Source organism: Microcoleus sp. K1-B1 (genome assembly GCF_036704705.1).
GTDB lineage: Bacteria > Cyanobacteriota > Cyanobacteriia > Cyanobacteriales > Microcoleaceae > Microcoleus.
On record NZ_JAUBSH010000139.1, the window covers coordinates 1 to 13,333 of the forward strand.

Sequence of the window (13,333 nt, forward strand, 5' to 3'; positions counted from 1 at the left end):
CTATCCTTGCTCTTCGCTGTGCTTATCTCAATGGTCAACTTTCAATTTGATGTATTTGCCAAACTGAGATGCACCCAAATGTTCTCACTGCGATAACTACTTCAAAGATGGAGATTCCATAAAGGTTGACCACATCATCCCAAAATCGAAAGGTGGAAGGGAATCCTATGATAATTGGCAATTACTCCATCGACATTGCCACGACACAAAAACTGCGAATGATGGCAGTCTCGCTAACAAATCTAGCTGCACAAGTGCTAAACCTAAGCCACCAGTGGAACCAAGGCTTTGAGCGTGGGAAAACGATATGTTGGTAACGACGTACTGATGACAACAGCCGTTTTATTGAGGAGCGGAATGATGGGAAACGATCACGTTCCGTTTTGGAGAGCCGTGGAGGAGGTGACTCCTTCACAGACTTTAATTATCCTGAAAAAGGGAATGAAGATGCTAGGGATGGAGCTGCAAAACGGTACCTCTGGGCAAGAGGAATCCGCCTCGAAAGAGCGAAAGTGTGGGGAGAAGACCCCCTCTACTATTGACGATGCACCCTGAGATAGCAAGTGGACTTCGATGAACCATGAATTAGAATCTCCGTCCGCGACGGTTGGGGAGTCTATCAAAAATGTCGAAACAGCCTCATCAAACAAACGACAAAAGCTACTTATGGCGATCGCGCCCCAGAAAAATTCTCCCCCTCCTCCCCTTTCCCCAACTCATTCACTGCCGGCGCCTTGCGACTCACCAAGCAATCTCACGCACTATTCCCCTTCCCCTATCTCCTTTGGGGCTAATGGAAGTTTCCGTAATTTATCTTAACTATAAAACTCAAAACTCAAAACTCTTCACCAGCCCCTATCTCCCTTCAGACAGAGGGAAGCATTCGTGATTTCCCTTATTATAAATATAAGGTTAACTTCTAAGTACCCTTGTTAAAAATAAATTTTGCAAACAATAGGGGAAAAACTAATGAATAGTCAAGAAAACGCGACCCACACGGCTAGCGAAAATCAAGTCACGCTACCAAAATCTAGGGAAATATTGCTCGGCGAGGAAACAGAAAAAGCCCTCGGTCAGCAAAAACAAGAAGATGCTCAAACTAGGCGCGCTGTCGAACAGTTGAAAGAAGAACTTCAGCACAAAATAGATGAAGAATGTCATCACAAGGTAGATTAAAACTAATAGGTTTTTTTTAGGGTGTGGGTAAAATGTGTTCTTGCCCACACTCGCCTTGGGAAGGCAGAAGGCAGAATTAAAAAATAAAAAAAAATAAAAATTTTTTTAGGCTAAAAAAATGGTGTATGGTTTCCCGTACACCATTTTTTTTTTACATAACTACTTCATTGCAACCAGCATAAAATGTAAAAAAACAAAAATGTAAGTAAGAAAGTTGCAGTTGATTCAAAACCGAAAATATCTGTTCCATATTCCATATTCCATATTCCATATTCCATATTCCATATTCCATTTGTTATTCATTCTTTCTTCCTAGAGGTAGAGTGCAACGCAGCTCCTAGTTACCTATGATGAGTTCATTAAGTAAAAAACGTCAAATTAGATACAGATAGGGAGAAACCCATGAGCACTCAAGATAGAGCAAAGGCAACTGGCGACAACATCGCAGGCAAAGCTCAAGAAGCCCTAGGCAATGTTACTGGCGACCCGAAAGATAAAGCAGAAGGCAAAGCCAAGCAGGCAAAAGCTGAAGCTGGTCACGCGATCGAAGATGTCAAAGATGAGCTCAAAAAGAAACTAGACTAAGCCTAATACTATAGGCATTGAGAGGGTCGAGCAACCTGACCCTTTCAAGTCTTCAAGTTGTTTTCAGAAGGGAGGAAAAAAGGTGAGTTTATTGCAGCAGAGTCGCAAAATAATTGCGGGCGTACTTTTGGTTTTAATGCTGGCTATTACGACTGCGTGCGCGCCCAGTGTTTCAACCCAAAAACCGACTGATGTACCTGTAGCAATTGGTGGCAGTCAGGGTTATTACGCGCAGCTAGAACGTGGCAATACCGCCGCAGGTCAAGATTTTGGTCAATGGGTAACAAAGACGGCTCAGGGCCTGGTTCAGGATGCTTACGTCCGCGACAATAACAAATTGGGAGTTGTAATTACCCCGCAAGTCCGCCCAACTGAAGTGAAAGATTTGGCGAAATCTTTAGCACAAGGTTTTCACCGCAATTTCCCAAATCAGGATGTAAGTGTTTTGGTTTACGCTCCTGACAAAAAGTTGATTTTGACTGCTAAGTACGACCAGCAATCAAATCAGATTGAATACAAGTCTTGACCGGGTTGGCAAGGTTAAATGATAGCCCCGTGGCGCTTTAATATTCCGCAGTTTTTTGAAGGCGAAACCATCTCAATTTAAGACTGAAATGTTGTGTAGATTGGAAAAAAGTTACCATGAGTAGCAGCGATAATTACAAGCGTCAAATCATGAACGATTTAGCCCAGGGCGATCGAGAAATGATGCCGGAGACAACGGGTGAAGATTACGAAAACTTTGACGATTTTGCTCAGAGAACTTCGCCTGCTCAGCGCAAACAATTATTCGGGCGTTCACTGAATCACGACTCTCTCCCGCCGGCTCAGTTGGAACCGGAATTGCAAAAGGCGATCGCCCAAATTAAGCCAAATGAACGCGACGATGTAGCGCGGGAATTCTTCAAGCATTTGGGCAAGAGAGGATTGGACGATCGCAAATTGGAAAAGCAGCTAGGACTTTCTACCCACCACGCCAGCCGCATGAATGCTGACGATGTTACCAAGCTGGCCTCGTTCACCTATCACAATCATCCGGATATTTTCCGAGAAGTCCTGGCCGAACAGCCGAGTTTGATGAAGTTTTTGGGAAATCCAGTTGTTGCTGGTATTTTGGGAATAGTTGCGGCTAAATGGCTCAACAACCGCAAATAATCTGGGATTCAGACAAGCCTAAAAGCGGATAATACGTGCAGCCAATAAAAGGACGATCGCTCTGGCGATCGTCCTTTTATTTTCTATATCTAGTCCTGTAAAAGAACCGTGAGCGCGTTGGTAGTTAAGACTTTACTCCTCAGAATCCGATCGGGACTAAAGTCCTGACTACAAACCTTTTTTATTGGCGTCGTTCCCGGCGAAACGATATTATAATAAATTCCAAAGATTTAAATTTTAATTATTAGGTTAGTCGGTGTTCGGGTGATTCACACCCCTTGCCCATTACCAACTACGAATTACCGATCGCCACGGAATAAATATTGGTCACAGATAAAAATAACTGCACAGCAGTAAACTGCGGTATACCTGACACTCCGCAAAATTAAATGTAGGATTAAGTGTTGCCGTGAATCAGAAAAAAAAGATGAACGTATCCACTATTTGGCGAAAACTCCGTAGCCAGCAAGCCTTCTGCTTGGCTGTACTCCTGGCAGGTTGCCTGGTATTTATCGGTTGTTCCCCCGCACAGTCAACGGCTGGCAATTCAGTCGATCCCAAGTTGAAAGAGCAAGTCTTGCAGGTTATCCGCGAAAATCCCCAAGCAATTTTAGAGTCGGTACAAGCGTACCAGCAACAGCAGCAGCAGTCTCTCAAAGCAGCGCAGCAGTCATTTTTGCAGGAGATGAAAACTAATCCCAAATCTTCGATAGGGGATTCTCCCACCACGGGTTCAGCTTCGCAGCAGATTGTACTTTTAGAATTCTCTGACTTTCAATGTCCGTTTTGCGCGCGCGCTCACGATACTGTCAAGCAGTTTATGGCAAAACACCAGGAGAAAGTTACTTTAGCTTACAAGCATTTTCCCTTGACTTCAATTCACCCTCAAGCGCTGCCGGCAGCTAAAGCAGCTTGGGCGGCGGGCCAGCAGGGCAAATTCTGGGAATATTACAGCGCTTTGTTTGAAGGGCAGAAAGATTTAGGCGAACCATTGTACGCATCTATCGCCCAAAAGCTCAATCTAAAATTAGATAAATTCAACACCGATCGCAACAGCCCCGCTGCAGAAGCCGCCATTCAGAAAGACGTGCAACTTGCTCAACAACTGGGCATTGAAGGCACTCCCTTTTTTATTATGAACGGCAAAACTTTCTCCGGGGCGATCGAGCTTTCTGAGATGGAAAGCATTCTCGCATCTGTCTCGAAATAAATAATTCCTGACTCTTGGAAACCGAGTCTAAAAATGCGTTCCCAGCCAAAGCAGGCTGGGAACGAGAAAAACCAGAAAAACTCGAAAAATCTTTGATTAAACCGCAGCCAACTCAGGAGTCGGGCGCTTGCTGTGGCGGATACCCTCGATCGCCTCTGCGTAATCATTCGCCTTAAACACCGCAGAACCAGCGACGATCGCATTTGCGCCCGCTTCCAGAACCTGCCAAGTATTGTTCCCCTTCAAACCACCATCCACCTCAATCCAAGGATCGAGGCCCTTGTCGTCGCACATTTTACGCAACTGGCGAATTTTCGGCAAAACAGCCGGGATAAAACTTTGACCACCAAAGCCCGGATTGACGCTCATAATCAGCACCAAATCGCACAGTTCCAGCACGTACTCGATCAACTCCAAAGGCGTCGAAGGATTCAGAACCACACCAGCCATTTTGCCCAATTCCCGAATTTGGCCGAGGGTGCGGTGCAAGTGAGGCGAAGCATTGTGTTCCGCGTGCACCGAAATAATGTCCGCACCAGCCTTAGCGAAGTCCTCGACGTACTTCTCCGGCTCGACAATCATCAAGTGGACATCGATTACCTTGGTAGTAACGGGGCGAATTGCCTCAACAATCAGCGGCCCGATAGTAATATTAGGAACAAAGCGACCGTCCATCACATCTACGTGAATCCAGTCAGCCCCAGCTCGATCGACAGCCTGAATCTCTTCTCCAAGACGGCTAAAATCGGCTGATAATATGGATGGAGCAATAACGATGGGTTTTTGGGATTGGGTCATGGCTAAGTCTGTTCTCCTGACTGCTGTGCTGTATCCAGTTTATCAAAATACGGGTCTCCGGGTCGAAAAGTTGCCAACGATCGGTCGCGAGATTGGGAGGGCAGAAAAATTTGGCCTCTGACAGACAAGTTTGGCGATCGCGCACCAGCCCAGCTCTCGGAATTTTGGTTTAGGATATAAATTTTACCTCTAACAAATAACTTGTGTGCACAATCCGACCTTCTGCAAATTTTGAGTACCGAATTATGAAAAAAACAGATCCCTTAGAAAATCCTGAACTCGATCGTGCCAGTCTGTTTGTATTAATGATCCCAGTCATCGGCTTTTTCCCCGCCCTGTGGACTCTTTACCGCCGTCAGGGTAGTCCCGAACGCAAAGCCATCAGCCGCTTGGCAATTGCCCTTGCTTTTAGTTGGCTCTTAGGACATATTCTTTTAGAAGCTGGAGCGATTTCTGCGGAATCTCCGACACTTCCCATGTTATTAATGAGTAGCCTGCTAACAACCAGCTATTTCATCGTTGCTCTGGGACTGATGGTTCGCCTCTGGAAGCGTCAACCGCTATGGTTGCCCGGAATTAGTCGCCTAGCCGAGCAAGTAGTAGGCAAACATTTATCATAATTTAGGGTTCTTTTAAGCCCCTACCCTATTGATTGATTGCGTCTTCAGCTTGATACTACATATTGCCATTATCTTTTTTATTTTTGTTGTGTGTGAGGAAGCCAGTGCCAGCTCAAAAAATTCCTAATCAAGACCCTATCCAACAATCAACTGCTCAACCTGCAACCAAAAAAGCTTCCCAGCCCCATCGAGGCCGCTGGCTGGGTTTTGGTTTTGGTTTGGCTGGAGTAGCCATGCTCTCAGCCACAGCCGGAGCGTTGCTAGCCGTCTCCCTTTCTACAACGCCACTTCAGCAACAAAAGTTGAGCCCTGAAGAAGCGGCAGTGTTTTCTCAAGGCGACATGGCAAAGCTCAGCATGAAAATGCCGGAGCTGACTCGGCCAGTTAATATTTTAGTTTTAGGACTTAAAGTTCTGACCTCTGACATCGAAGGAAGTGTCAACAAAAATGTCGGACACGAGGTTTGGGAAAACTCATTTAAGGGCTTAACCGATACCATGCTGTTGGTTAGGTTTGACCCTCAAAATAAAAAGTTAAGCGTGCTTTCCATTCCGCGAGACACCCGCACCTATGTTGAAGGCAGGGGCGAGGTGAAAATCAACGAAGCTAATTACTACGGTGGCCCGGCTTCGTCAGCGAAGTCAGTCAGCGGACTCCTGGGCGGTGTGGGAATTGACCGCTACGTCACAGTTAATATTCATGGCATAAAAAGTTTGGTAGATGCCCTGGGTGGCATTACTATTAATGTCCCTAAAGACATGAAGTATACCGATCATAGTCAGCATTTATATATAGATTTAAAGGCTGGCAAGCAGAAACTCAACGGCGAACAAATCGTGCAATATTTGCTTTACCGGCACGACGATTTGGGCGACATCGGGCGGGTGCAGCGCCAACAATTGTTGATGCGAGCTTTTGTGGAACAGGAAGTAAATGTAGGTTTGCTGTCTCGACTACCGAAGATTTTATCGGTGATTCAGTCTCACCTGGACACCAATTTGAGTATAGAAGAATTGGTAGCTTTGGCTGGTTTTGCTACTCAAACCGATCGCGCTGGCGTGCAGATGTTGATGGTTCCGGGTAAATTTAGCGATTCTAAGGACTACAAGTCAAGTTTTTGGTTGCCAGACCAATATGCTATCGAAACTATGGTGGCGGAACATTTTGACTTCGGCCAAAATACTTGGCAAATTGAGAATGCGGATTCGACTTTTCTGAATGTGGCGATTCAAGATAGTACCGGAGATCCATCGGCTGTTGAAGATTTTGTCAATACTCTGACTCAAGCCGGTTATCGGAATGTTCAGGTTTATAAAGCTTGGCCGGAACCGCTGGAGGTAACTACTCTAGTAGCTCAACAGGGCGATATTAAAGGTGCTCAAGCGATTCGCCAGTTTTTGGGTTTTGGAGATGTGTTGGTTGAGAGTACCGGTTCTTTGAATTCGGATGTGACAATCAGATTGGGTCAGGATTGGTTGGCGAAAAAGGCTCAGTCTGGTGGTGCGGCAAAGTCTTTTTAAACTAGATTTTAACTGGGGTATTTGTAGGGACACAGCATTGCTGTGTCCTCTTCTTTTCTGTTGGTAGAGATGGAGGCGATCGCTTTTTTGTCGATTTACTGATACTATATTTTTTGGTGATGATGAATCACGATCGCCATAGCGATACTTCCCTACGCAATCTCAACTGAAACAAGAGTTAACAAGGGAAAGCTTAAGATATTTTATAAAGGTAGGGTGGATGAACAAGGGTGATAAAATAGACCGACAGCGGGAACATCAGGCAAATGAACGCACCTTTCTTGCATGGTTACGAACTTCACTCGCTTTAATTGGTTTTGGGTTTGCAATCAGTCGGTTCAGTTTATTTCTCCGTCAATTTCAAGCTACAGTGACTCAGCAAGAAGTTTCCTCCCCTCCCTTCTTCAACTCGGAAACTTTAGGGCTGAGTCTGGTCGTTTTTGGAATTGTGGTCATTGCCTTAGCAGCATGGCGTTATAATCGAGTTTTCTGGCAAATTGAGCGAGGTGATTATCGCCCAAATCGTGTGCTAGTTTGGATTCTGACTGGAGTTGTAATGATTTTAGGAACGTTAAGCATTCCGTTGTTGCTATGGCGAGATCGCGGAAATATAGCTCCCACTTCAACTCCTAAAAACTCTCAATTCTAAGTTAAGCCGATCGCTTAGCTAAAGTGAAAATAACCCCAACCATATCATTAAGATTTTGTGCATCTAGATTGTCTATGGTGTTCGAGAGATGTGGAGAGGGTTCGATGGGGAGAGCATTTGATCATTTTCGATCGGGTCATCAAAATCTACAATTTAAATACAGTAAAAGTTACAAGCGGAAGCAAGTGGAATGAAGCCATCGCACCCACAACCAACCTAAAAAACTCCCCACAAAATAAGAGATAAAATCTGACCAAGTAAAGTGATTTCCCAAAATCAGCCTTCCGGGTAAAGTAGCTCGCATTGCTTGTAAAAACGGAGGTGTCCACAGTTGGAGAAACTCTACTCCGCAGGTAGCTAGACACACAGCTACAGCCGCCCTAATTTGCGAAACTCGCGGCAAGATCAGAACTACCAGCAAAATCCAAAATACCTCATAGGCTATGCTCCCAAAAAAGTCGTTGAACCATTCCGGTGCAGGGCCGCGAGAAAATCTCACTGCGTAACCTAAAGGGATAATGACAGTAATGCTGATTAGCAGAGCAACTCGATATTTGAAAAAACGGCGATCGGGAGAAATTGGGGAAGTCATTGATTCCGGCCACAATCACGGATTTGTTGTCACAGGTTGAAGAGGATAAACCTCAGCAGTAAATGTCATCTTCAATACTGCATTGGCTTGCAACGGCTCATTGAACCAATGTTCTCTGTACCACCTATCCTCTTCTATCGATCCTGACATCATACGAAGCTCCGCAAAACGGCGATCGCCAGCCTCTAAATAGACGCTCCAGGGCTGGCGCCCCTGTCCTTCCAAAACCACGATGCAATCTGGGTTGCTGGGTCGATCGTTCAGCGAATCATCACTAAGCTGAACCCAACTTGGGCGATGACGGCTGAGTCTGATAGCCACCTCAAGCCGCTCCAAGTCAGGATGCTCTATGGATTTTTCTAGGAACCTTGTGACTGCTTCAATCTCGATATCTTGCGTGATGTACTCAAACAGTACCCCGAAATCAGTGACCAAACAAGCCAGTTCATCATCGGCTGTGAACCCCCAATAACTGGCATAGGAACCATCCCCGTATCCACTTGAAAACGCGATCGCATTGCCCTCAGTATCAGGGTCTAGGGTGAGATTGAAAGTGTGAGTATCGGGGTCTAGGGTGAGATTGAAACCACTCGGATCGATAATTTGCTGAGATGGGTAGGTCAATTGAGTTACCAGATCCCGATCTGCTAGCCAGCCCTGCAATTCAAACATTTGTTCACAGGCACGATAGACTAGACGCTGCCATTCTTTAGCAGAACGCCGCTCAACTACCTGAGCATCCACAAAACAGCCCATTCCCGCATCAACACCATAGCCAAAAAACTGATTCCCTCTTAACTCCGCCAAATCCTCACTTGGACGCAGAGCCATCTCCCAACGGACAGGGGATTGGGAGCAAAACTTAACCATCGCACAGGCAATGGTCCAATAGTCAACCACACTTAGCAACACAGGATAGCGCCCTGGTGGAACGGTTCTGGTAAATGGGGCAACGTCGCACCACAGCCAACCGGGGTCGCACGCAATAATACGCCCTGAAGGTAAAACTAAGTCACCCGCCTGAACAACATCACTGGTTATGCGACCCTCTGTGAGCGATTCGTAGACTTGATTGGGCTCGAATGCTGCGAGGAAATTGGTATGAGCCATTAGGGACATGAGGCGATCGCAGTTAGATAGAACATTTTTACTACTCTAATATATGATTTGTGGTTCAACATCAAAGATTGCTTGGGTAAGCCATATCTATTTAACCGGACTTGATATGACTGGCATAAAATCTTAACCTGTATCGGATTGAGTGTCTGGTACCACTTGTAAAAGAATTACATTGCTGTGGCGCTCGCCACCGAGCAAAAACTTAACTTCCCCAGTCGCACCGTTAACTTTAAAATCAGAATTAGCCAAAGTCTTAGCCAACAGAACTCGTCCTGCTTCACTGCTATAAGGTTAATCGCGATCGCCCACAGGTAAACTCAGTATAAACCCTGTTTGACCAAGTATTGCAGCATCTAGTTTGATATCGCCGCCGTGAGCTCGTGCAATTTCCCTTGCTAAACTTAGCCCCAATCCCGATCCTTCTATTTTTTGGATCTGAGTCGAGTCACCACGATGGAAGCGCTCAAAAATGCGATCGCGCTCCCTCAAAGAAATATCTTGAGAGCTATTGACAATTTTCACAATTACTCTTTTTCCCTGACAATTAGCCTGTAACCTGAGCCAACCCTTCGGTAAATTATATTTAATCGCATTACCAACCAGATTTTGCAAAACCTGCACCAGCAAATCGCGATCGCCCTTGATATATAAATTAGGAGCAATTGCCATTTGCACATCTAAATGCGGTGCTAGCAGTTCCATATCTTCGGCAATTTCCGATAGCAAAGCCGACAGATTCACCTCAACCAAATGTAAACCCATACGTCCGGCATCGGCGTGAGAGAGTAAGAGAAGTTTACGGGTTATTTCACTCAAACGGCGCACTTCATCCAATAAATTACTCAGGGTTTGCTGCACCTCAGAACCCGATTCAACTTGATGCAAAGCCCGTTCTAGTTGACCTTGCAAAATTGCCAGCGGAGTCTTTAATTCGTGGGCGGCATCTCCACTAAAACGAGAAGCTTGTTTAAAACTTCGCTCTAGACGTTCTAACATCTGATTGAACACAAAAATTAATTCTACAAACTCTATATCCGTTGCTCCGTCAGGGACGCGCCGATCGAGTCCTTGTACGGTGACATTGCGAATTGCGATCGTGAGCCGTCCAATTGGAGATAGAATACTCCGCGATATCACCCACGCTCCACCGGCCACGAGTAAAAGCACTACGGGAATAGAAAATAGAAAGATATTGCGAATCGATGCCATTTCCCGATCGATCGCTTGTAAGTTAACAGCGATCGCTATTTGAGTCTGAGGAGAATGAATCGCGCCCACACGCCAAACTGTCCTGCTAGTACGCTGGGTTGCTAGTTTAGCTTTGAAAACTCGCGGAAAATCCGGTCGATCGAATTGAGGAGGTCGATCGCGCGGGGGTCTTCTTTCTCTCGGTGAAAAGGAATCGGGTCGATGGGGAGGTGGTGGATAGGGTGGATGTGGTGGAGGGGGAGGTTCTAATTGAAAAGGTATTCTGCCAGGATCGGGAGGCGGTTGGGGCAACGATCGCCATAGTGAATTGGCATCAATTCCATCTTGCCACTGGCTCGATCGGTAGAGCAAATTACCATCTCTATCAGTCACCAGCAAAGCTGCGGTTGTTTCCCCATCATTCATGCCCAAAACTGATGGCAAAGAATCACTATAAGCACCCCATTGGGTCGATTGCGGGCGTGTAGATTGGATTAACTGATTCTTGATTTCAGCATCAAGACGCTTGACCTTAGCATCGTAAATCAACCACCACGAAACAATACTAAAGCCAATTAAAGCAATACTTGCTAGAACAGCAGATGATAGAGCAATGCGAAAGCGAAAAGATTGCAATTTCACGATGGGGAATCTGGTTTGCGAAACCGATAGCCAACGCCGCGCACGCTCTCAACCCATCCTGTACCGCCGATCGGTTCAATTTTCTTGCGAATGCGTTGAATACATACATCTACCACATTCGTATTCGGATTAAAATCATAACCCCAGATATGTTCGAGGATTTGCGTGCGGGTGAGTACCCTACCGGGCGATCGCATCAGATATTCCAACAGATTAAACTCGCGGCTTGTAAGTTCTACCGCATGGCGATCGCAAGTGACTTCTCGCAAAATGCGATCGAGCTTAACAGGGCCAACACTCAGAATATTTTGCCCACCGCCTGAAGCCCGCCGCACCACAGCATAAATCCGAGCCACTAACTCTTCAACAAAAAACGGTTTAGCTAAATAGTCATCAGCACCAAGATGTAACCCTTCAATGCGATCGTCGAGTTCATTGCGAGCAGTTAATAAAATCACGGGTACGTTGCGTCCCGCCTTTCGCAGATGTTTGAGAATAGATAATCCATCTTTTCCGGGCAATACAATATCCAGGACGATCGCATCGTACTCATTATCCATCGCCCGCCCGTAGCCATCATTGCCATTATCGCAATAATCCACAACAAAGCCTTGTTCTTTCAAACCCATACAAACAAAATTGGCGATTTTTTCTTCATCTTCAACGTATAGAACATTCATAGATTTAGCGATTAGGTTGCGATTATACCGCGAGCGTGGATTTACTTAAATTACAAAACTGTAATCCATCCACAATGTTGCAGGTCATGTTTGGGGAGTTTGATGTAGCTATAAACATTTCTGGATCGGCGATCGTAACTCTCATGAAAATTGCTTCACTACTCGCGTTACCCGCTACAGCGTTGCTGCTGGGATTTAGCAGCTTGACTTTTCCCGATCGAACTACCACTAATTCTAATACTGTACTAGCCCAGAGCCAGCCCGATCCCAATCAAGAGCGCAGACATCCGCCCCGTATAGATTTTGCCGCTGCCGCCAAACAATTAGGAGTCACCGAAGCCGAGTTAATCGAAGCTTTGGGCCTACCCGCCAAACCGCCGGAACCACCAAGTGAAAATAATCGGCCGCCCAGCCCACCGCCCCGTCCTCGTTTAGATATTCCCGGTGCAGCGAAAAAATTGGGAGTCACCGAAGCAGAGTTGATTAAAATTCTGGGCATTCCACCGCGTCCACCGGGCGATCGTAATCTACCTCAAAATTCGGAAAAACGCTAATTTTTCCACATTACAAAACTGTAATCCTAGGACAGGGATAAATGTCATATTCAACCAACTTAATGATTGTAGAGACTAAATCAAAGGCCGATTGAGAATTCATTTCTTTAGCCTGACAACTGATTCAAACTTAAAAAACTAATCCGGGTAATTACATCATGCCAGCACTATTTCCTAATCCAATCAATGCACCGGGCAATCCTCCCCAAAATCAAGGCGCAGCGGGCAACCAACCTCCCCAAAATCAAGGCGCACCAGGCAACCAACCTCCCCAAAATCAAGGCGCACCAGGCAACCAACCTCCCCAAAATCAAGGCGCACCGGGCAATCCTCCAGGGCAAAATCAAGGCGCACCGGGCAATCCTCCAGGGCAAAATCAAGCAGCAGTAGGCAACCAACCTACCCAAAATCAAGGCGTACCGGGCAATCCTCCTCCCCAAAATCAAGGCGCACAACTTACGAATTCTGCTTTACCTCCCCAAAACCCAACTCCACCCCCTCCGCCAGCTAACAGTATTAGCACCACAGCAGGAAACGACAATATTACTGGAGATAGTTTAGATAACTTCATCCTAGGTAGTAGCGGCACAGATACCATAACTGGAGGATTAGGCACGGATACAATTAGCTATCTTTCCCTGGGCAGCGGCATTACCATTGAGGCTAAAGGTATTGTAGATAAAGGCGCAGTCGGTACAGATACCCTGCAAAATATAGAACAAATAATTGCTCCTTTAGGACAGATTAATACCATCGATGCTTCTACAGGTAAGTAGGTAGGCGGGAAAAAACCAATCTATGTAACAAAATATTAAGTTACCTAATTGGAGTTAAACTTAAGACGT

Annotated in this window: 17 protein-coding genes and 1 pseudogene; 12 read left to right on the top strand and 6 right to left on the bottom strand. The window is 45.8% G+C overall.

Features of this window, described 5'->3' with window-relative positions; genetic code table 11:
- Window positions 1–91 precede the first annotated feature (91 nt).
- The 7 genes and pseudogenes from QUA83_RS28820 to QUA83_RS28850 form a co-directional block, all read left to right on the top strand.
- Window positions 92–292, top strand: a pseudogene (locus QUA83_RS28820) (HNH endonuclease); the annotation flags it as partial.
- A gap of 65 nt (window positions 293–357) precedes the next feature.
- Window positions 358–555 (top strand): hypothetical protein, encoded by a 198-nt coding sequence (locus QUA83_RS28825; protein WP_333297554.1) that lies wholly within the window; start codon window positions 358–360, stop codon window positions 553–555.
- 414 nt (window positions 556–969) lie between these two features.
- Window positions 970–1,176 carry a hypothetical protein gene (locus QUA83_RS28830; protein WP_333297556.1) on the top strand — a complete coding sequence of 69 codons (207 nt, stop codon included), beginning with the start codon at window positions 970–972 and terminating at the stop codon, window positions 1,174–1,176.
- Window positions 1,177–1,578: 402 nt separating this feature from the next.
- A complete protein-coding gene (locus QUA83_RS28835) occupies window positions 1,579–1,761 on the top strand; it encodes a CsbD family protein (RefSeq protein WP_333163178.1) in 183 nt (60 codons plus the stop codon).
- Between the two features lie 82 nt (window positions 1,762–1,843).
- Window positions 1,844–2,287 carry a hypothetical protein gene (locus QUA83_RS28840; RefSeq protein WP_333297558.1) on the top strand — a complete coding sequence of 148 codons (444 nt, stop codon included), beginning with the start codon at window positions 1,844–1,846 and terminating at the stop codon, window positions 2,285–2,287.
- Window positions 2,288–2,403: 116 nt separating this feature from the next.
- Complete coding sequence (locus QUA83_RS28845) at window positions 2,404–2,916, top strand: hypothetical protein (protein WP_333297560.1); 513 nt, start codon at window positions 2,404–2,406, stop codon at window positions 2,914–2,916.
- A gap of 427 nt (window positions 2,917–3,343) precedes the next feature.
- Window positions 3,344–4,126: a DsbA family protein gene (locus tag QUA83_RS28850; protein ID WP_333297561.1), complete on the top strand. Its 783-nt coding sequence runs from the start codon at window positions 3,344–3,346 to the stop codon at window positions 4,124–4,126.
- 96 nt (window positions 4,127–4,222) lie between these two features.
- Here the strand turns inward: QUA83_RS28850 and rpe are convergent, their stop codons facing one another.
- Window positions 4,223–4,924, bottom strand: a complete 702-nt coding sequence (rpe, locus tag QUA83_RS28855; protein ID WP_333297563.1) for a ribulose-phosphate 3-epimerase — start codon at window positions 4,922–4,924, stop codon at window positions 4,223–4,225.
- Between the two features lie 245 nt (window positions 4,925–5,169).
- On the opposite strand from rpe, the gene QUA83_RS28860 reads away from it, so the two are divergent.
- The 3 genes from QUA83_RS28860 (at window position 5,170) to QUA83_RS28870 (ending at window position 7,713) form a co-directional block, all read left to right on the top strand.
- Window positions 5,170–5,544, top strand: coding sequence for a hypothetical protein (locus QUA83_RS28860; protein ID WP_333085806.1), 375 nt, complete (start codon window positions 5,170–5,172; stop codon window positions 5,542–5,544).
- A gap of 104 nt (window positions 5,545–5,648) precedes the next feature.
- Window positions 5,649–7,064, top strand: a complete 1,416-nt coding sequence (locus QUA83_RS28865; RefSeq protein WP_333297564.1) for an LCP family protein — start codon at window positions 5,649–5,651, stop codon at window positions 7,062–7,064.
- Window positions 7,065–7,284: 220 nt separating this feature from the next.
- Window positions 7,285–7,713 (top strand): DUF202 domain-containing protein, encoded by a 429-nt coding sequence (locus QUA83_RS28870; protein WP_333297565.1) that lies wholly within the window; start codon window positions 7,285–7,287, stop codon window positions 7,711–7,713.
- Window positions 7,714–7,882: 169 nt separating this feature from the next.
- Here the strand turns inward: QUA83_RS28870 and QUA83_RS28875 are convergent, their stop codons facing one another.
- From QUA83_RS28875 to QUA83_RS28895, 5 genes are all read right to left on the bottom strand, one after another.
- Window positions 7,883–8,305 (bottom strand): DUF2809 domain-containing protein, encoded by a 423-nt coding sequence (locus QUA83_RS28875; RefSeq protein ID WP_333297566.1) that lies wholly within the window; start codon window positions 8,303–8,305, stop codon window positions 7,883–7,885.
- A gap of 15 nt (window positions 8,306–8,320) precedes the next feature.
- The gene (locus tag QUA83_RS28880) at window positions 8,321–9,415 is read right to left on the bottom strand and encodes a DUF4241 domain-containing protein (protein ID WP_333297567.1); all 1,095 of its coding nucleotides are present in this window, start codon (window positions 9,413–9,415) and stop codon (window positions 8,321–8,323) included.
- Between the two features lie 132 nt (window positions 9,416–9,547).
- A complete protein-coding gene (locus QUA83_RS28885; RefSeq protein WP_333297568.1) occupies window positions 9,548–9,685 on the bottom strand; it encodes a hypothetical protein in 138 nt (45 codons plus the stop codon).
- A gap of 30 nt (window positions 9,686–9,715) precedes the next feature.
- Window positions 9,716–11,254 carry an ATP-binding protein gene (locus QUA83_RS28890; RefSeq protein WP_333297569.1) on the bottom strand — a complete coding sequence of 513 codons (1,539 nt, stop codon included), beginning with the start codon at window positions 11,252–11,254 and terminating at the stop codon, window positions 9,716–9,718.
- Window positions 11,251–11,934, bottom strand: a complete 684-nt coding sequence (locus QUA83_RS28895) for a response regulator transcription factor (protein ID WP_333034626.1) — start codon at window positions 11,932–11,934, stop codon at window positions 11,251–11,253. Before QUA83_RS28895 ends, QUA83_RS28890 begins: the two co-directional genes overlap by 4 nt.
- 74 nt (window positions 11,935–12,008) lie before the next feature.
- Between QUA83_RS28895 and QUA83_RS28900 the strand changes: the two genes are divergently transcribed.
- Together QUA83_RS28900 and QUA83_RS28905 are read left to right on the top strand one after the other, a co-directional pair.
- The gene (locus QUA83_RS28900) at window positions 12,009–12,488 is read left to right on the top strand and encodes a hypothetical protein (RefSeq protein WP_333297570.1); all 480 of its coding nucleotides are present in this window, start codon (window positions 12,009–12,011) and stop codon (window positions 12,486–12,488) included.
- Between the two features lie 158 nt (window positions 12,489–12,646).
- Complete coding sequence (locus QUA83_RS28905) at window positions 12,647–13,264, top strand: hypothetical protein (protein ID WP_333297571.1); 618 nt, start codon at window positions 12,647–12,649, stop codon at window positions 13,262–13,264.
- Window positions 13,265–13,333 lie beyond the last annotated feature (69 nt).